Below are 21,002 nucleotides of genomic sequence, written 5' to 3'. Positions count from 1 at the left end.
GCCTGTGAAGAATAATGTTATTGTACGTATGTACATGGTACGTTATTTATTTTAATACACATGACATGAATTAAATTCTCCTGCCATATTTATATTATTATATATAATAAGTAATTTATTTGTAAATAAATTACTTAAAAAATCTTGCAGGCAGAAAAAGCCCTATTTCTGCCAGACTCTCTGTGATAGCCTATAATTGTTTCGCTTCCCGAGTCACGGTGCATATTGCCGACAATGACGTTTCCCATACTATTACCAATAGCGACTGTCAGCACGAAACTCCCAGTGTAAAAGCTGTCTGAGTCGGCACTAAACCTTGCATGATGAACTATTCTCATGATAAAGATGGCTAAAAAGGAAGGCGATGAATGGCTGGCTTAGACGTTGTTGATGCTTCCTCCATCGGTGAGCGCCTGGATTTTTTCGCCTGTTTCGTGAGGCGGTTGTATCCCAGCTCGGGTGCTGCATGCATTCCGGTGAGGCATGCAGAGGATACCCCACCTGAACACGCGTCAGGAAATAAAGTTTTTGCTCTGCTTAATGACCAAATCGAGGGCTTTGGTTTTGACCTTTCCAGTCAACTCTGAAGTGCTAAAAGCATCCAAATTCATGGTGTCGCTCTGACAGATATTAAAGATCCCCACCAGACAGGACTGGTAAATCCTGCATTTTTGCAGTAGAAATAGTGATAGGTGCATTATTATTTATGACAATCTTATCCAACAGATGATATTTTACCATGGAATCTCTGCTGGAGGACAGTAGATTATTTTTAACGCAGTATTGCAGCACTCCTAGATTATTGGTCATTGATAAGAACTTAACGCTTTATCGCTGCCGTTCAACAGCACGGCCAGAGAAATTAACGAGGTACAATTATTATTGGTAGAGGCAGTATTTTGTTCGCCTCTTTTGGCGTTCTATTTTTTGAAACTGTTAGCCACTTTCGCGGCAGAATCTATCCAACTAGCTTCTTGCTCTACATTGCAAGACATGGCAGTACAACGCTCAGCGCACACAACAGATGGCTGGAAGGAGTCATCATAATAATCTCCAGCCAACTGCGGCGCAGAGAGACCAGGCGGATAAGGGCGGTAATTCGCGTCCTTGCACTTCGTTAGGCCGCCGCTCGCCGCTATTGATATGGTGCGGCCGCGACAGACAGGTAATACTCCTTCAAGCTCGTGCAACGGATGCATCACGCGTGGTCTCTAGCGACGATCGATACACGCCATCGACGTCGGATCAAGTCTCGGGAAAACCTGCCTGGTTTATTTCCTTGATTTTCGCTTAAAAACTTTTCCCATCAGGCGCCTATCATCAGCTTCCATCGCGGTTGAAGGAGGGAAAAATGCCAGAAAGACTGGAAATACATATCGTGCGGCCAATGTCCCATTTACCGATTACCCTGGCGTAGTTTGCCTTTCCCCATTTAAAGCGTTGGGAGACGCAACTGACCTGGTAAACCATCGACAAGATCGAGGCGCGGGGTAAAGTATTACCAACCCGGTTTTCTAATAGACTGGTACTTTACAGTCACAACCATCTGTATGGCGTCTGGCAGGTGGTCAAGGGGAGAAACTCTGGTGACGAAACGCGACCTTCGGGTGTGTCTGGAGAATAAAAACGCTGACACATTTCTCTATATTTAATCATAAATCAGTATAATAAAATATTATGAGGTCGCCAAGCCTCCTTTTTTTCTGCGTATCAGCCCGGATTCACTGGACTCGCAACTGGCGGTAGAATCCATGCAGGCGCGGCTAATTTCCAAGCGTTTTTCCTGCCGCCAGTGCGGCGCACTGCTGCTGGATTAATTCTTCATTGCCGACCTGAAAAATTATCTGCTGGTGGAAATTCTGTGGCAAGCGCGGCTGTCAGTGCGACATCAATCGCACGATCTTAACGAGGAATAGCAACGGCTTTTGTGTTAGTTTATTCTCGCTCGACATTCCACGCTTATCTTACGCTACCTACGACGGCCAAGCCAGGCGCTAAATATCGGGGCGCCACGTTTCGCTTTCGCGCCTTTCATCGTGCTGGTAAAGCCTGCGATCGGCTATGGCTACGAAGTTGAGAAAACCACGTTTTCCGGCCGGCCGTTTTACTGGTGTCCGTAGTGCCAGTAAGCGTGGGGAGTATGTAAACTGGCGGCAAAATTAGCTAGCAGGCGCGCGGGCGGTAGAGTTGCCCCACCTGCCCACCTTAACCAACAGGTGCTAGAATGCACCATAAGGCTGTTTTTTTCAGCAGTTGAAAACCGGAGAGGCGGATTAGTATTGCGCCGGGATCTGTTAACGGTATAATGCGCCTGGCTATCCGTGCCTTCGATGCCGAAGTGGCGAAATCGGTAGACGCAGTTGATTCAAAATCAACCGCCTTCGGGTGTGCCGGTTCGAGTCCGGCCTTCGGCACCATTGATTATCTAGTTACTTGTTTTAAAAACTTTATCTTTCTAAAAGTCCTATACTACACCATCCTCCTATAAAAGGGTATACGAGGCGATGTCTCACCGTTACGATCTCTATCGTATAGTCAGCGGCATTTATGTCGTTCTCGTTAGTGTTCCGTAGCGTTTTCGTTGATATGTAGGGCAGTGTGAAAATCCACACTTCAACGAGCACATACCACCTTCAGAAGAAAAGTAACGAGGTACGCTTTTAATTGCTGTCTGGCATTAGAATTTACGTGAGTATAAAGAATTGGATTATCAAACCTTAAATGAGAGCGCTCCAGCGCTGACTGGCAATAGAGTGATTTCGCTTACAAAATTTTTCCATGCAATCAAACTGCCAATCATTCAGCTTAATCCATGTCGTCACAAACAGACGCTTCCCTGTTTTCAGGTTAGTATTTGGGCAGGCTAGTTTCTTTGTTAAAAATGCCGCTGATGTCGAAAAAGATTATGTAGTGGGTGGTTTCGTGCTTAATAGCACATTTGAACTGGGAGAAGAGAGTTCGTCAAAGAGTTACCTGATACTATTCAATCAATTATACACTTTTCGTTACTTAATCACAGAGGGAATTTCTGAAGAAAAGACAAAGTTCCTGGCAGGTGGAGACAATAGGTAAGGGAGGATGGCTTTTTGATTTACCAGGGTGATCACTCATGAGAACTTGATGATTTACGGCATTCATGCAGGAATTCCCTTCCCTGTTCCGACTGTTGGCTCAGCTATACGCCAATCATCCCATAAAACTCATTCAACTGCATCCCCTGCGGTTGTAACACTCACCAATGAGTATATTCACCACAAATATTACTCAAAAACTGAGACTTCCTCTATGCCTTTGAAAGCAAGCTACGTACTATTCCGGAAAATCGTGACAAAGAGAAAATAAAATTCAGTTCAGACAGAATAGATGAACTGACTGCTAAAGCAACTGAGAACGAAGATCCTATGATATCTAATGACTCAGTAAGAAAGTATATTAATATAGTATTTGGTACAATTAAATAGGCAGTGGTTGATGGTAAGTTTATACAATCCCATTATAATAACTTTTTCCATAAAAAATGATGAAGTAATTATTCAAAAACTGGCTGAGACTTCTAGTTATGAAGACATTATCAAGATTTTCTCATTCCCTTGGTTCATCTCAGGTAATAGTGAAAAAAATTCAAATGGATCTTTCACCATTATCGACCTTTTCATTATTAGATACCTTTGCTAGAGTTATTTACAGGAGAAAGATTTAATGAAATTTCTCAGCTTTATCTTAAAGATGTTCTTGAAGAAAATTAGATATTTTATATAAATATCGATAGTGATGAGGTTAGCGGTAAAAATTGATATAGCGGTCAACATGATTAAGGTTAATAACGGTTTCATTGGTTTAAAATGTCTCATCTGGATTTCAATTTGAGTATATATTTCTAACATGTAGGTTGATATAATAAATCAATCTTTACCTTCATACGAACTATCTTTATAAGGTTTCTTGCAAAAAAAAGCTGATTGAAGGAGACACTCCCTTGGAGAGTATCTCTGAATCCTAGAGAATCATCTTTAAAGAAAAACATTAATAGACAGAGGGATGTCTCTGTCCCGGATAAGATTTCTAGTGTGAGTTTTATTTACGGCATAAGGTAAAAAGTTAGCATTTTTCGACATGTTACAGATAAGAAAAGTCAGCTTATGATGGTGAAAGTGCGGATGGTTGACTTTTTCTTCATAGGCGAAGTTTGAATGGTTTTGTACTGACCCTGCCCCGGCAGACAAAACTGCCCTATAGTTTTAGCATAGGAGTGAGGCATATGAGCATATCACGTTTTATATCTGAATTTAAGGAAAAAGCCATTCATAAAATCATGGAGCGGGGCCATTCCGTTGCGGAGGCTTTCTACCATCTGGGCTTTTCCACATACAGCCTCTACAGTTAGCTACGGGCCGTCAAGCCTAACAACAGCGAGCAGCACGTTCGTGATTTACTTGAAGCTAAAAGTGAGATCCTGAAGATACGAGCGCAGCTGAAACGCACCGAAGAAGAGCGGGATAGCCTAAAAAAGGCGGCGCGGTACTTTGCAAGGGAGCCAGATTGAAGTACTGATTTATCAATGAACACTGCACTGTATGGGGTATCATGACAATATGTCGGGTACTGAATGTCGCCCGAGCCTAGTTCTATGCGTGTGGCTGCACAATCCCGTCTCAGTGCGTGATAAAGATAATCAGCGCCAGCAGGCGCTGATTCGTGTGAGAGGTGGTGGTGTATGGCTATCGATAGGTTCATAGTGATCTGAACGAAATCGGAGAAACTTGCGGTGAAAACCTGGTGAGCCGTATTATACAAATTAACAAAATAAAAGAGATACGCCGCTATAAAGCGTCGCGTTTGGATCGCCGGCAGATCCTTAATAGTCGCCCCTAACCGGGTGCAGTGTGAGCTTACCATAGTGAAGCCCAATCGGATCTAGGTGATAGATATCACCTAGATCCGCACCTGTAAAGACTGGCTGTATCTGGCGGTGGTCATCGATCTCTTTGCCTGTAATGTGGTGGGCCTAGTCGAGAAAAAAGAACGTATCAGAAAACAGATCTATAAAACCCGCAATCTGACACGCTCGGATATCTTCGATGACATTGAAGTGTTTTATGACTGGGCCCAGAGCCACAGTCACCTGGGTGACATTAGTCCGTTTGAGGATAGAATTATATCTACTGTTGTGTGGTATTCCAACGTTTACCCGCCTTTCTGTGATGTTGACTGGCTGTTGAAACACTCTTTTTTTGATCCTGTGAATGGTATTCAGTGAGCAGTAAATATGGTTCTTCATAGTGAAATCAACTGGGTTACCCGTGCACAGCTCACATTCCAGCACAAATAACCTGTTTTGATTACTTCGCATCGTGGATGATGCTTATCGAAGTGCGGCGTTTATAATTTATAACAGTGGGATCATTATATATTACGCATTTACAGGATATAAAATGGACAGGAACACCCAGGGATTCATTTCATACTAGCTCAACAAATTAGTCGATGTGGAGTTTGGTAAAATGGCGTTTGAACGTAAAGATGAGAATAGGTATGCCTAGTGGATGAGGTGGTACCCTTAGTCGGGCGTAGCAGCTGGATGAAAAATTCGTCCATGCGTCTCCTTCAAAGATAAAGACGATTCGGTTAAAACCATAGTAGTGTTACTACGGTCTCAGGCATAGTTTTGCCTGTTAAAGCATATCAAAGAGCGGACGGCTGGCGCGCGCCAGGTATTGTTACACCCTTGGGTTTCCTCTGCGCATCTGAACCGTGAAGAATTTTTGTTCCCCCAAGGAACCACCTGCCACAATTCCACGTGACCTTCTTGAATTCATTCCCAAAGGTACTTTTTCAATTGGTGATATGGCGCAGTATGACAAATACAAACTACGTATAGCTCAAACATCTTTGTTGTTGATGATGAGCAGTAGCGCGAACGCCGTTCAGAAACTGACGAACAGATGGCAGAATAGTATGCACGATATCAGATGCAGTGGGAAAATATATCTCGAAGAATTCGACGATTTCTCAACCACTGTGTCAGGAAAATGGATCGATACCCACGAGCAATATGAATCTGCTGGCTATAGCTATAGCTATGTTATCTAAAGTTAACCGACCAGATAGGGCAAGCATCCACATCCTCCCCATGTACGATCATCTCTTCACGTGCAAAAAAAGAGGTTCCGTTATTAACGTGTTTTGCCTCGAAAGAAATGCTCCCTATAGAGCCGCTTCCTCCTTAGCAATGCAAAATTCAGCGAGCGTCTTGGTCATTCTGGCGATAAATTCCCGCTGGTTGTAGCACAGCGCGATACCCTCAGCCATTATCCTCACTCAGCAGCCGAGTCATATCCTTACCGTTAATAGTCCGACGGGTGGTACCGGAAAAAAGACACTGGTTTTCTCTATCATTACTATTGAGTGGGTAAGACCTGCTGTTAAAAAAACCGAACCGCCGGTCGTTATATCGACATTCCAAATAATAACTAGGCCGTGACTAATATCATTGAATCATTTTGAAAATATTTTGGAATATATATTGGAGCAACATCTGCGCGTTGGCTTCCTGAGTTGAAAAGCTATGGTGCTTACTTTCCGTCTTCTGGTCGTAGGGCTGAAGCAGTGAAAGAATACTAGACGGAAGATTTTTAACCGCTTCGAACCTCTAAGTATGTTGAAGATGCCCAGGTCTTCTACCTTGAAAGGGTTAAGGGCGGCGTTTGTGAATAGGGGGACTGTCGTTCACCCGAACATGTTGTAGATCGCTTGCATGAGCGTTTAATTGAACTTTCTACCCATCTTAGGAAAATCGAGCCTGCCTGGGACAAGCTGAATTGTATCCGCCAGGAAGCAGTGCGCTATCAGTGAAGATCTTCGACTAGTATATACAGGATAAAAGTGTGTTACTGCTCGGCAGCTGGAACGAAATCGCGCTGTTAATTCAGAAAAAAAGCAGTGTCAGCAGAGCACTGCGCTAGTGAGTTGATGGTATATGGGTTCTTTTCCTTGGATCCCAGTTTTCCGTACTAAGAGCCATTATCATATTAACCTTTTCATGGATGCTACTTTTGGCGCAAGAATGACAATGTTCCAGGAACATTGTCGGAAGGCATTGACACCACCTATATCGACGGACTTATTACTAGAGCACGAAAAGAACAGGGTGAGTATCAGCAGAAAATCCAATGTGCTCAGGGTGTTTTCCAACATGAAAACGAGTCAGCCCGACGTTGATGCGAATTATCTTATTCTCTGGGGCATAAGGGCAAAGAGGATTTGAGTCTAGCCGGAGCTGATGAACTTGCGGATACAAAAATCTGTTTCTTGGCATTCCTACTGGCAATGCTATTACTAGGAAGGTCGCTGGCTGATGGATATTGCCGCGATTGATAATTTACAAGTAGAATGATGCTCACTCCTTGTGTGGCGATGACATGCTACATAATGAAAAACTGTGATTTTTTCGTCAGGGTTAAGAAATTTTATGACAGTTGTTTATATAATTTTTCAGATTTTCTGATCGTGAATGAAGCGGGGCAAGTGCTCTCTGAGGTAGTCTAAGACTCCTTCGCATTAGCGAAGAAAGCGTTAGTGATTGGAGATAAGGAACAAAAGGAACAAATTACGCCTATCTGGAACAGCCTACCTGGCATTGATATAGGCAATATGATGGAGGAAAATATCCTCCCCTCAGTGGCATTCAAGAAGAACTTACTGAAGCTTATGCATTGGTGAGCGAGTCAGGCAAAAGCGCTACATCTTGCAGAGTTATGAATGTTGCCTAATTTAACTCGTGCTACCGATACGGACCCTGATTTTGCGCGCGGAATGTACCTGTATGATCACTGTCGCTGCTTCGATAACATTACCGGCTCTGTAATGCTCTTTGCTATCACGGTAAGTTGCAGCCCAAACGAGGCGCTGAAAAGGGACGTTTTTCCCTGCAATTGATTATCTTTATACTGATGGTAAAAGGATGCAGGCAAACGGGGCGGGAGCCGTTGCAATGCATTTGAAGCTGAGATAATAACTGCGGCTTGTGACTCACAAAGGGGAAATAGAGTATCACTAAGACAAATCGTTGCAGCAATTGGTGGGGGTCGTTATGCCATTTTCGATACAGGATCAACGCCACCAGATAAGCTTTATGTAAGGTAGGCGGCAATGAAAACTCGCTGACGAATGGGGACCGTGAATGCCCTGCAGGGAGCAGAAATAGTAATCGTGATCTTCTTATCCGATCTATTACAAACATGAGGATAGCGGGTCAACAGCGACAGCAGCATGCGGAAAGTCCCCATTGCCTGCGCCAAAGATAGCTTTTTTATCTTTGGTTACATGGAGTTATTTGAGATCTAGCCAGCGTCTTCGCCTCGAGAATTACTGGCGAAGTCACTTTTCATTTCTGAAGGTAATGCGTTGCGGTTTGCCTATTAAGGAACGCAAAAATTTAATCGCCGTGTAAACGCAGATTTCCGCCCTGTATGGCGTTGAGCAACACGATGCGTTTTTAAATCAGACTTTCGATACTATCGAGCGCAGCATTACCATCGTTTCTCCTTAGTTGACTTGGCAAAAATTGGAACAAACCGGTTTTTTAACGTCGATAATTCAGGCTCGCTCATGTGGTGTTGATATCGTCGTGGTGACGGACGGAGATTTCAATACTATACACACGCCGATTATGAAGAGCGCTAAAAGAAACAGCGGCATCTTCATGACGCGATAGAAAAACTGGAGGAGATGGGTGTTACTACTAATCTGGTCAAGTACGTTCACAGTAAAATCGTGATTGGGGATAGGGATTATTATGTGTAAGGTTGTTCAACTAGTTTAGTGCCGCGCGAGATGAGAAGTACAAATGGTACGATACGTCGACTGTGTATCGTAGCGAAAACTTACAGAGTGAGATCAAAAAGATTTATACGAGCCTTGAACAGCGCCATCTATAATTCTGGCGCCAGTCTCTGGGGGGTCAGATTTTAGTATAACAAGAGTAAAATTAATGCTATCAATCATCTTCTTTTTGCCAAAAATAAGTCATGGGTCAGCCAGAAATGTGAATTTTGCGCTGCATATTCTTGAGCGTAGTTAATTAGACTGACCGGTATTAACATTAATATCAGTGATCCCATTCGATAACTAAGATAGTAAATGATAGCTAATCATTGTTTATAAACTAGATTTTGGCCATTTCGATTCTGTTGAATTCATTAACAATGATATTAATGATGGCCTGGAAAGTTGACGATGTAGTTAAATAGATGCTGGTATATTTATGGTTAATGCCTGTGCAATTATCTCTTTCGTCAATAGCCTGTCATAGTCGTACAATAACAGATTAATTACTCTTCACCTTTAGTAGATAAGACTATTTGAATACGATGTGATGTATCGACGCGGACGGACGTATCAGGGTAGTATTAATACATCAATAAATGGCAGTAATGTGGTAACATCAAAAAAATTTGAGTAGATGCTAATTTTTCTCTAAATAGAGAAGAGTGAACAATGGAACTATACTATTAAATATGCCATATTTTTGATAACAGTTTTATTATTTATGTACTTATTATCATAGCGAGAGTCAAGCGATTAACCACGCATAAATATAGTAAAATTTACTGTATAGCAGCGTCAGTGATTTCAATTCTAGAATTATCCTAGTAGATCTACACTCCCTGTTATTGTAATAATAATACGTTATATAAAAATATAAACTTTACTAAAAATTTTTTTATATTAGTATATATACTTGTTAGTGTATTACTTACCGCTATTTTTTTGTTGATATACGAGTGAGTTAAAATAAAATTAATCCGCCATGAATATGTGGCGGCCACCCCCAAATCCTACTTAGCGCGTCATCGCTAAATGCTTTTTCCTAGGAGGGAGTGGCTTAAAGCTATCACACTAGAGCTCATCGACCCTGCAGAATTTATAGCTGGCCTTCATGATCTCCTTTGCCAGGCTCAACATCTGTTTATATGTTGAGGCGATGTCTCATCCATTAGTTAACAAAGCTGACAAATGCATTAACTGCAAAAGTGATAAAAAGACGCATTCTTGGCGTCATTCTCTTGTCTTTCATATAAAGCAGCTACATGGGCCGTTTTCTCAGTTGCCAATCAGGAAAAAGCTGTATCAGATCGCTTGATCGTACATCCGCAGACAAAATCATTTCAAGCTGCATGACGATCTCCCAAACCTGCCTTGGCGGCCATTCGTGCCGCTTGGCTACTATTCACGATGATTTTACTGGAAGGTAAAACCACCACGCGGTTCTCTCCTTTAAACGCGAAGAGGGGAGCGCACAGCCGAAGTCAAACTGACCACCCCATAGTCAGCCAGTTCTGATAGATGCACAGGTATGCCTTTTGGGGAAGGGTAGTCTGGGGAAGCACAAATCATCATACGGAACGACGATAACGAACATGCTACCATATTACTGTCAGGCAAGTAACCAATGCGAAAGGCGATATCGAAACCTTCATCCAAGAGATCAATGGCGCGATCGGTAAGCACGATATCGAGCGTTACATCCGGGGGGCGGAACGACGAAAATGCGTTAGCACAAGTATTAGTCGTTTGGTGCCCCAAAGGTTATGGGTGCTATGACCATGATTTTTCCATTCAATAAAGTCTGATACGTTTCAGCTTGTAAATTAGCCGCCGCAACTCGTTCAAGAGTATTTTGACAATAGTCTAAATAGTTTTCCCGTAATCGGTACGGCTCTGCTTTCGCATCGTCCGATTGAGTAAACAAATCCCAGACTGATTTTCAAAGACGGCAATATATTGTCCAGCCATATTCGGTGAAACCCGATCTGCATTGCCGCTGTGCTCATGGAACCCGCTTAAACGACGTTAATAAACACTCTCAATGAACGAAAAAGATCTATTTGATACCTGTACTTTTGAATGCATAAATTTTTAGCTAAATTATCTTAGCAAAACTTCTGTATTAGGCTTTATTAGCCTGACATTAGTACGGAGAAAAACATGAGCGATTTGCGATTCAAAAACAAAACGGTCGTTATCACAGGGCCAGGATTGGCATTATCCATGCTACCGCGCTTCGATTGGAGTCGGAAGGCGCTGCGCTGATTCTTATCAGCAGGCTGGATGAGCCGATGGAACAGCTGGCAAAAGATATTCAATCCGAAGGCTGAACCGCGCTGGCATTAGCCTTCAACATTACTGATGAAACGCAGATAAAAACCGCTTTTTATGAAATCCATCGACCTTTCGGCGGGGAGACGTACTTTTTGCTAACGCTGATATTTTACGTTCACATTACGCCGTAATCAGACGTTGAATTGCAGGATTTTTCCGCGCATTTAGCAGCCAATCTCACCGGTACATTTATAACTATTTAACACTGCCTGCCTTTAATTTGGCAGGGTGCAATGCTAATTAACGCCTCTTGGACAACTCAGGGAGCGATGCCCCTGGCGCCGGGATTTATTCCGCGGCAAAGTCAGCCTTTTACTTGCCATCATTCGAACGTTGGCACTCGAGGTCGGATTACGTCCGATACAGGTTAATGCTATTATTCCCGGCATGACAATCACGCCAATGGCGAAGGCTACTCTTCCCAGTAATAATATTACGCACCGGCTGGCTTCAAATTCACTTTTACTGCGCAATGGGGTTCCGAATGACGTGGCAGGTGCCTTATTGGCCTGGTTGCTTTCAGAGGATGCGACATATGTCACCGGTCAGGAAATCAGGGTAATGGAGGGTTTACGATGGGATATGCAGGCCTGAATGTCCTGTTAGTGGGCTCCATTGCCATTCTCAATTGTCGCTTTTATGGCAACAGGCACTACTTCATGTCGCAGAGGCTATGTGGCAAGCGTGGATCGATTAGACCCAAGACCGCGTGCACTTGAGTCAGTCTGGGATAATCGCCAATAGCGTTTTCTGCCTTCGACACGCTTTCCCAGTCTTCAGAGAAAGGGAGGTACGGCCAAACACTGGGTTGATAATTATTGGCCAGTCTGATGCCCTGGTAGTAGAGTAGGATAGAATAATACTGTGTTGACAACAACCCTCTCTTTAATTAAGGGGGCAACCTTGTGCGTGGTGTGCTGAAGCCTCACACTTATGTCGAGCATCTATATTGCCTATTGTATTACATTGGCCCCATACCTATTTTATGCTCTGGCGAGCATAATGACCCGCAGTCTTTTCCTCTTATAACGTCATTGACGATTAGAGCACATACCAAACGGGGCTTTTTTTATATTACATATCGTTAATGTATAAATAATATTTATTGGGAAAGAAAGATATGTGGAGGTTCTATGCTCATTGTGTCAGCAACATATCAAAGATATAGGTAGTCTTCGCCAATCATTAATCCCTCATCCACCGGTCAATCGTTCTCCACCCTATAAGGATGGCATAGCCGAAGTTAAAAACCAACCGTCGAATTTCGATAGCAAACCCTCATGTTAGTCGTTCATCAAAACGTGCCTTAGTCAGTGTATTTAGACATATTGTCCGGGTATTTTAGAAAACCCCTTCCGGATTGAATTCGCCGGCTGTATCTAGTGGGGCGGTACCGACGTTGGCCTAATCAGGATGAATGATGACAACACCCACGCCTATGTGGCGCTCTGCGCTTTCTTGATCATCTTGTAAGAGAAACAGGCCAAAATTAGGCGAAAAAAATCAAGATCGCGCCAGATTCTATAGTGCAGATAAGCGCGGTGAGTTTATAAATAAAACGTTGATAACATTACTTGAAAGCCATACTCCAGAAGAGTGTAATCAGATACTAAATAATCTCAACGGAGACTTTGGTATTCCATTGCTTAGGGTATCATATTTTGATTTTTTAAAATCTGGTTTAGTGCAGCAGAGCTAGAAATTATTTCTCGCGCCGGTAATCTAATCTCATGACGTATCTTTCTTGTTTCCCCTATCTCCCTTTTTGAGAGCCTGTCGCTTCAATATTCTTCTGAAAAATATGGATAAGTATGCAGAAATAGTTCATTGTGGCGAACTGATCCCTAGGAAACAAGAGCGATTGCTGCCACTCGCTTCAGTGCTCAGACGGTAAGAAGATGAAAAAATAACTGCGGAGCAAATGGGGTCGACCCTTCGCACCGGATAGTGAGCGCCAGAAAGGGCAGGCGAATCCCACCTTGTAGTTTTAGTATAGAAATCGCGGATGGGTACCATAGGGCATGTATCTAAGCTTAAGGAATACATCGGCAACAAAAGGAATGGAATAAGCGTAGCGGTATTAGATCTGAGGCTTTAGCCTGTCCAGGCATATTCTTAATGTAATTCAATGGGTAATAGCCAATAAGCCACTAAAACGGAACGGTGCGTCGCAAACGTGGTCCTCTGTCGCTCGAAAAAATATCACCCCTACCGCCCGGTAAGAAAACGGATGGCTGGCGGCGTGTGTCAAACTGGTAGCTAAACCTAAACCAGATACTATTTTGTCCTGTGATTAATCAGATAGGGATGTAAGAATTTAAGTCAATGATTAACACTGATTAAATCAGAAGAGCAAAATATTTGGAAACATCATTACTCGCATCACCCAAATCTCCGTTTCGTTATTTTGTCTGGTCTGCTTCGTTTAGACTTTTTCAGGTGAAAGATAACAGATAAAAATATTTCAGGAGATGAACAGTTCAGGATCACGCTGCAAGATACACCGGGAACGATCTATAAGTGGATATTACGCACGTTGCCTGCTCCGTCATTCTGGTCTCTGAAAATTACTGGGAGCCCGTCGCTCCCGCTAGCTGTAGTAAGAAAGCGACGGGCTGCTCGGCGGAAAGAACCTTCACCTTTAAAGGGGTACAGCAGGGTCCGGAGATATTCACTTTGCCTATGGCTGCCCCTCTGGCTGAATATGATAGACATAACGGTCACCGTGCGGGCGAGCGTTATGTCAGATGTCAGGCCGTTAAACATCCTTGTTTATGACGGCAGTAATTAAAGCCCGGGTTAACGGTGCTTAAACGTTACGAACATGGCTATCCGCCGCCTTCTTAGAGAATTAGCCGGTAATCGGCATGCCAGAGCACGTTGGTAGGAAACCTCATTAAGACGGATTACGTGCCGGGAGATGATACGGTCGTAAAGGAGGTCCATTAGCCATTTAGCCTCACTGCATAAGCGGAAAGTGAGATTTTCTGGGCATAACCAACAAGTTGCTGCGCAGTTACAGAGCATATTGACGACGTTATCGGGGCGCTAATCGATGAATGTACCCAATGATAGAGGTAAAGCCGGGTTAGAGCTTGCCGCTACAATGCTAATATAAAGAGAGATACGGTACTTTAAAACGACGTTAATGATTACTCCATGCCCATATATGTATCTATCTTATAATCAGTGAATGTTATAAAAAATTGAATTGGTAGTGATGGTGCAAACGCGTATCGCCAGAGTTTATAGCATATTTTTCTTAGGTAAAATTTAAGAAAATAATAAAGGAAAAATATTTATCACGTGCCGTTCTAAGTCATGAAATATACATTGTATCACATTTTAGCAGTGAAACCAGGTTCAGTATCCTGTATATTTTTATGCTTTTACATGCGATAAATTTATTTCCAACAGAGTCACAGGAGCCGTTATAGGTGGTAAGGGATATAATCCTTTAGTTTATGCCGAAAAAATACTAACGCATATAGCTTATGTGGGGGAGGATAATTATATAGAGATTTTAAAATAATTTTAATTCTATAAAAGTAGTTTGCTAAATTTACTGAACGTAATATATAAACTAGGCTGTCAAGCATTACACTAGAAAAATATCTTTGAGATCAATAAGCAACCTATGCAGGGGCTATCGCTAAAGATCTGGCTCGATGCTACTTGGGGGGAATGGAGAGCTTTTCCGCAACTTATCTAGACAAGGTCGAAAGCCTAAATTCTGTACCTACACGGAAAAGTTGGATTAGTAAAACACTGGAGTTTCATATTACCGCACTGGATAAGGTACTGTTAGCCTGGAAGTCTCAGGAAGAAATCGATTATTTTCTAATGTGTTATTTTTGAAGGGATACACAGAAAATACTATCACGGATATGAGCATATTAAGGGAAGAGTTACGGAAAACGCGTCTGCGAGGATTGGCTATAGATAATGAGGAGGGTCGTATGTTTACGTATGCCAGTTTTCATATTTATAACAGAGTTAACTATATTGAATAAGATGTGCATGAGTTTGATACCGGATGCGTTCAAAAAAGAGGGAAACATCTCTTCGCTTGGCGCGACTAAAAAGTTTTAGCGAGTAAGGAAGTGCTGGGTTTGGTATCAGTTTCATGACAGTGATATTACCCGTGATCTTGATAGCACTGGTGGTAATAATGCAGACGGTGCGTCCGAAAGATACCGTCGATACTGGTATACTATATAATATCTTTCTTTTTATTGAAAACTCCACTATTACGATGCTTATTTCACCGATCTTCGTAGTTTATACGATGGGCATTAGCAGATGAGAATCTCTCCCAGAACTGATGGACTAATACGGCAAGGCCATTACAGGTATTTAGGGGTTATTATTAATCATCGGTAGCGGTGGCACCTTCAATCAGGCGCCTATCGATTCAGATATTGGTCAGTACAGTTCTACTTTCAGTACAGTTCTACTTTAGTATCTGGAATAGATATCAACCTGATTTTAATTGCATGGGGTGTAGTTACATTCCTGATAATTTGTCTATGGTTAGCGACAGGTTACAGCGATCTCTACCGCAGGGTTGATCATCCCGCTATTGGCTGTACATCCGAACACTAATTTGGCGTTGGTTACGCTGGTAACAGGAGCTGGATCCTGCATTTGTTCTCATGTGAATGATGCTATCTTCTGGATGATAAAAGATTTCTTTGTCCTGACGACAAAAGAAACTTTATTATACTGGACGCTGATGTCGACAATCTTGTCTTTATGAGGCCTGATATTCATTCTTTTTGCAAGTATAGTGAAATAGGATAAAAGTCTAATCAATGGCTGCTTTATCGCTACTCAGGCTTACCAACTACTGTTTAATGTGCAAATATCCGTTGCCGTTTCTCTAACTGGCGTCATAACGGTGCTGTATTTTTCATGGTGCTCTTTTTTATAGCTCCTTCATAGGCCTTGGCAGGATAACCTCACCCAGATTCCATGGCCCTTTTGGCTGTACAGATCGCTGACTTTTAGCAGAGACCGCGTTTCCCATCACACAGAGCATCGAAAACGACATTTATCACTCAGACGTAATGGGTTATATCTTCTACTGCTGGAAACATTCAGTCGTTGACGACAGTGTAGATATTTAATCCTTAATAGCGATTCGCGCATGAGACAGGAGAAAAACGCTGATAATTATCCGTTCTACCCTAACAACACAGTCTTTGGCGCACGCTCTGGTATCTTTAGCTGGGTCTGAGCCGGCAACTATTTGAAATGTATGAATATCATAAAGTCATAAAAGTATGAATGGAATTCCTTACAACATATCATAGGTTTCCGATAAAAACCAAAAGATAACCATAAGATACCGCTTTATTATAGCTAAGGAAAAATTCTCCTGTTTAGTGAGTATCTTCCTGTATTAACATGAATTTTCCATCTTATTCCATTTATTCTTATCTCTTCAAATAATATTGAAGCCAACACTAAAAGAGATTCTATTAAGAGATAGAATTCACGTCATCTTGTAATAGGCCTGGTCCAAGTTAAAAAAATACGTCAACACTATTATATGTTTATCAATCTATAAATAATTTAATCCTAAAGAGATTAAATTATTTATTTTGTAATATTGTATACTTAATTATTATTAATTATACGTGTGATATAAAAAATAGCATCTACCATCTTTCTTTAATGATTTGGTCCTAGGAAACGATTTGGAAGGTAAATCAGAAGGAAGCGTCTTATTCTCTTACTCTTCCATATCATCATCAAGATTATCAATGTTACTTGATGATACTCAACCATGTCTTGTATCTCTCAGAAATACACTGTTAATATTTAGACCCATGAGCTAAGAATGTGATTATGAAGAATGTATTCAACTTCACGTTCTTGATAATGATAAATATAAATCGACGATTTTCTCCACCGGGTTAAACCCGCCTGACGAACTTCCCGTAATATCCGAGAAAATGGATGTAGACGAATCTGTATTTATTTAATCAGTATTGTATAATTATATTTTTATAGTCAATATAAATTCGATAATATGAAAACCATATTAATGGTAGATATATAAATTATTTTATTGGATAATATAAATGCTATTAAAATAAACACCTATGATAAACATTGGCTAAGATATATTTATCTTCCTGAAACGATTGTAACTCATAATAGCAAGATAATTACATTATAACGGAATGACATCCTGTCTTCAAACATCATCCATTCTGATCATCATCCATTCAGATAAGACGCAAGATGTATCACGAGTGAGTAAATATTACCTAAATAAAATAGAAAGTACATAGGCGCAACCGATGGAATTTACCTTATCTGATAGAGAAAATACGTCTGTTGATCCCATGACATACGATTATATTATTAGTAGACATGGTGAAAAAGCGCGAATTATCACGAATCTATCTATTTAATACTTTTACTTTTTTAGAATGACATCTTAAATATTAAGGTTGCTGATAGCTGTTAGGAACATGATTTCTATTTTCCAGAAAATGATATAACGATTGATGGAAATTAAATAATATTTATTTTAAATGAAGGTTATGAAAGAAATATAAATTTGTATAGAAGTACAATCACTTTAACATATGAGAGGACAATAGTTTTTTACGATTAATATCGGATGGGTTAGCTAGGAAGATGCGCAATATTATAAAATTATCTATAGACAAAATTTCTAGAATTGCATTATTATTTACCAATATATCTATCCAGTCACTACTTTGCAATTTGAAGAACGTAATTTTTTGGCATCTACAGTTAGTATGATACTATATTTCCTGGTAATATTTTGCTACACACTATTGATGTAGGTATACTGACACCAAACAGATGATATTTCGCTTTTCAGCATAATGATGATTATCATCGGCAATATTTTTAGCTTCTTCCCTGCAGTTGGTTTATTGTTAGTCAGTATGAACCGGTTTACTGGCAGGAAATTATGCTGCCCGATGGGACATCGTATTATGACCAATCAAATAATATAGGGGTTGTCAGACGGTTGATCTTAGAGAGAAAATTGGTAATTAATTGATATTACTAGGTATCGATAATACAAAATATGGTAGTTTCAGCTTACCAGGTACGGGTGAGCGTAATTTGAGCAATCGATTTGTGGCTGATCAAATTACGGCCTATAACACTGTTGGTAATTATGGCAATGGTCTGCAAGTCCACTGTGGTTCTGGCGGCGCAGGCATAGTCACCCTAGATAAAAGTGTTGGCAATGAGTTAAGTAATGAATTATGCTATGATGATAGTTCAATTATCCAAATTATTTTGCTGGCTCTATACACCATTCTGCTGAAAATATTAACTCTACCTGGGGCGGGATAGTGCGGCTAGAGTCCTATTACCCAACTTTTATAAAATACAATCGGGGAAATTATTGTTGGTATAACGAACGCTAACCTCCTTTTAATAAGCACAAGTTTGGTGCGGATGTTATGGCTGACAGCGGTCCTAATTATGCTGCGACCAACGCGTATACGCTACACCAAATACAGAATTTTTCTGAAAGTAAAGTCACCTTCTATTTGAATTCTCCTTATCGGCTATTCGAAACAGAATGAAGTAAAAAATAATGGAAGTATGCGCAGAACGCTATACTGCCCAACCTTAATGATAAGGTGTATGTTAATGGCCAATCTATACTCATTGCGCATGGGGACAGGGGATATTCTGATTTACGAGTCAAATGGGGCCAACTGGACGCGTGTGGATTATTTTTCGTTTCCTGTTGTTTGTAAACCTACTCAGCAGGATGTCCAGGTGAAAACTATAATTTATTATTATGATCATAAAAATACATTATATATTTATATATAACTTGATCTCCATTGTGCCTATGGAACACCTTTTCTTCCAATCGCGACCTTGATATTAAGGTTTGCCGATGCTATGTGGAAATAAGAAATGATGCAGGTCAAAGAGTGAGTTTTATGTTAAGATCGGCAAGAAACAATGCGAACACCATGAGCTAGCTTCATATTAATATGGCCTCGTCTTTCTCCCCATTATCAATTACTATTTATTATAATAATGTTGCTATTATAACTAGTAATATTCAATCTCCCAAAGGAAGAATACATTACAACTCCTAATGACCAGGGTGAGTAGATTGTCAGAAATGCATTGATGGTAAGAAGTGAAATGACTTACTCGGCAAGTAGGTTTATGCGGAATATAATTGGCCAAATTTTGGCAAAGTAAGTTTCCGCGTCTCTGTCTACACTAGCGTCAGACGGTGTGCTCAGGCACAGGCAGAGGTAACGTAACTTGACACAGTAAAACGAGATGTTATCAGCATCGTTTTATTTACCATGACGCTGTGTGTCCTAATTTCCGGCTGCTTTCCTTGCACTTAATTAAATATAACTCTTTAATATCGTCAATTTCGGCGGTTCGGGGATTTGCAGCCGGTGCAGATGTCATCTAGCACCAACTGAGGAATGTCCTCTGCGTTCATGCCTACCTAGCGTAGTTCTCCAGGAATATGGACGTCACAACATAGGGATTTTACCGTATCGACTGCCATCTGGCGTGCCTGTACAATACTTACATTACGCGCATCGCTTATGCCTAAATCTTCTGCGATTTGACGATATTTTTCGCCAGCGTATTTGGCATTCCATTCCAGCCCATGACGTGCGATAGCAATACTGCATTCGCCATACCATGCGGTAAGTCATAAAAAGCGCCCAAGGGATGCTCTATCCCGTGCACCAGTCCGAGACCGACGTTTGAGAAGCCCATCCGGCGATATATTGCGTCAGCGCCATTCCTTATCCCTTTACGGAGTGACCGGCAAGGGAATCCCTCAAAGAGCAGGCGATGAATTCGATGGCTTTCAGGTGCAGTATGTCGGTAATTTCCCAGGCGCTGCGTGTGATATAGCTTTCTATAGAATAGGTGAGGGCGTAAATTCCGGTAGCGGTTTTTAATAAGGCAGACACACTGGCTATTATATCGGCGTCTACAATCGATACAACTGGAAATCATGTAGTCGATACAAAAGAATTTACGCCGGTTTTACCTCATCGGTGATGACATAATTGATGCTAACTTCAGCTGCGGTACCCGATGTGATAGGTACGGCAATGATCAGTACTGAAGGTTTGTGGGTAGCCGAGAACCCTTCAAGACTACACTACGTACATCAGAGAATTCAGGGTTATTGATAATAATCTCTACGGCTTTACTAGTATCCTATGGCGAAACTACTGCCGATCGACAGTAAATAATTGGCGAATCTTTGTCGGAACAACTCCAAGCCCCTTTTTACCACCCTGATAGTGGGATTAGGCATCACTTTATCAAAAATTGCATATTCTAGATGATTATCCTGCAGGAGCGTAGTGACTGTATTCAGTACACCAAAATCGCGCAGGACTTTATCAGTCACCACTAGGCCATTATGGTAAACGCGCTTGTTAACTTCGTTAACAATAGTGCGACCGCGCTAGCTCCAAACTAGGCCTGTTTCATTTAAAACTATTCTGTATGCTATCTTATTTTCATTGAAAAAATAATGGATAGGAATGCTTATGTGTGGCTGCATTTTTTCGACTAATAAGATGTGTTGTGTTGTCAGCACGCAGACGCCTCGTTGATTGAGCACTTCAAACTGTTCCGTTACCAATCCATAACCCGATTTGCAAGGATGATCTTTTTTTTCGCTGATCCGTACATTATTATGTGAATAAAAATCGCCGGTCTGGGTCTGGCCGGTGTGTAACGCGATATCGTTTTCGGTAATCGTGTGTCCCGTAGTGGTACGGGTGTCTTCCAGCACAAATTCTTCGAAGTATTTATCGATGAACATA

Annotated in this window: 8 protein-coding genes, 1 tRNA gene and 2 pseudogenes; 8 read left to right on the top strand and 3 right to left on the bottom strand. The window is 41.4% G+C overall.

Going from position 1 to position 21,002, the window contains the following annotated elements:
* Positions 1-512: 512 nt before the first annotated feature.
* Entirely contained in the window at positions 513-698 is a 186-nt protein-coding gene (locus BG74_RS20040; RefSeq protein ID WP_187202883.1) for a DUF2501 domain-containing protein, read from the bottom strand.
* Between the two features lie 1,634 nt (positions 699-2,332).
* Between BG74_RS20040 and BG74_RS09560 the strand changes: the two genes are divergently transcribed.
* Together BG74_RS09560 and BG74_RS14590 are read left to right on the top strand one after the other, a co-directional pair.
* A tRNA-Leu gene (locus BG74_RS09560) sits at positions 2,333-2,417 on the top strand.
* Between the two features lie 1,841 nt (positions 2,418-4,258).
* A pseudogene (locus BG74_RS14590) lies at positions 4,259-5,257 on the top strand (transposase family protein).
* Positions 5,258-10,275: 5,018 nt separating this feature from the next.
* Here the strand turns inward: BG74_RS14590 and BG74_RS20035 are convergent.
* Positions 10,276-10,509, bottom strand: a complete 234-nt coding sequence (locus BG74_RS20035; RefSeq protein ID WP_439895736.1) for a LysR substrate-binding domain-containing protein — start codon at positions 10,507-10,509, stop codon at positions 10,276-10,278.
* Positions 10,510-11,493: 984 nt separating this feature from the next.
* On the opposite strand from BG74_RS20035, the gene BG74_RS14585 reads away from it, so the two are divergent.
* From BG74_RS14585 to BG74_RS09520, 6 genes are all read left to right on the top strand, one after another.
* Positions 11,494-11,754 carry an SDR family oxidoreductase gene (locus BG74_RS14585; protein ID WP_066598117.1) on the top strand — a complete coding sequence of 87 codons (261 nt, stop codon included), beginning with the start codon at positions 11,494-11,496 and terminating at the stop codon, positions 11,752-11,754.
* Between the two features lie 3,090 nt (positions 11,755-14,844).
* Complete coding sequence (locus tag BG74_RS21070) at positions 14,845-15,018, top strand: IclR family transcriptional regulator domain-containing protein (protein WP_439895735.1); 174 nt, start codon at positions 14,845-14,847, stop codon at positions 15,016-15,018.
* Positions 15,019-15,047: 29 nt separating this feature from the next.
* Positions 15,048-15,173 (top strand): hypothetical protein, encoded by a 126-nt coding sequence (locus BG74_RS20030; RefSeq protein ID WP_369678556.1) that lies wholly within the window; start codon positions 15,048-15,050, stop codon positions 15,171-15,173.
* A 113-nt stretch (positions 15,174-15,286) separates the two neighbouring features.
* Positions 15,287-15,466, top strand: coding sequence for a GntT/GntP/DsdX family permease (locus BG74_RS18570; RefSeq protein ID WP_066598114.1), 180 nt, complete (start codon positions 15,287-15,289; stop codon positions 15,464-15,466).
* A 261-nt stretch (positions 15,467-15,727) separates the two neighbouring features.
* A complete protein-coding gene (locus BG74_RS18565) occupies positions 15,728-15,919 on the top strand; it encodes a GntT/GntP/DsdX family permease (protein ID WP_073961160.1) in 192 nt (63 codons plus the stop codon).
* 2,288 nt (positions 15,920-18,207) lie between these two features.
* Entirely contained in the window at positions 18,208-18,513 is a 306-nt protein-coding gene (locus BG74_RS09520) for a M66 family metalloprotease (RefSeq protein ID WP_066598112.1), read from the top strand.
* Between the two features lie 981 nt (positions 18,514-19,494).
* On the opposite strand, the pseudogene BG74_RS09515 reads toward BG74_RS09520, so the two are convergent.
* Positions 19,495-20,686: pseudogene (locus BG74_RS09515) on the bottom strand (iron-containing alcohol dehydrogenase).
* Positions 20,687-21,002 lie beyond the last annotated feature (316 nt).

The organism is Sodalis-like endosymbiont of Proechinophthirus fluctus (genome assembly GCF_001602625.1).
Lineage (GTDB): Bacteria > Pseudomonadota > Gammaproteobacteria > Enterobacterales > Enterobacteriaceae.
This window is presented reverse-complemented; position numbering and strand designations above follow the sequence as displayed.

Excerpts from the sequence above, each read along its gene's own strand:
- BG74_RS20030 (WP_369678556.1), top strand. The coding sequence starts at position 15,048 with ATGAGCATATTAAGGGAAGAGTTACGGAAAACGCGTCTGCGAGGATTG.
- BG74_RS21070 (WP_439895735.1), top strand. The coding sequence starts at position 14,845 with ATGGAGAGCTTTTCCGCAACTTATCTAGACAAGGTCGAAAGCCTAAAT.
- BG74_RS18570 (WP_066598114.1), top strand. The coding sequence starts at position 15,287 with ATGACAGTGATATTACCCGTGATCTTGATAGCACTGGTGGTAATAATG.
- BG74_RS20040 (WP_187202883.1), bottom strand. The coding sequence starts at position 698 with ATGCACCTATCACTATTTCTACTGCAAAAATGCAGGATTTACCAGTCC.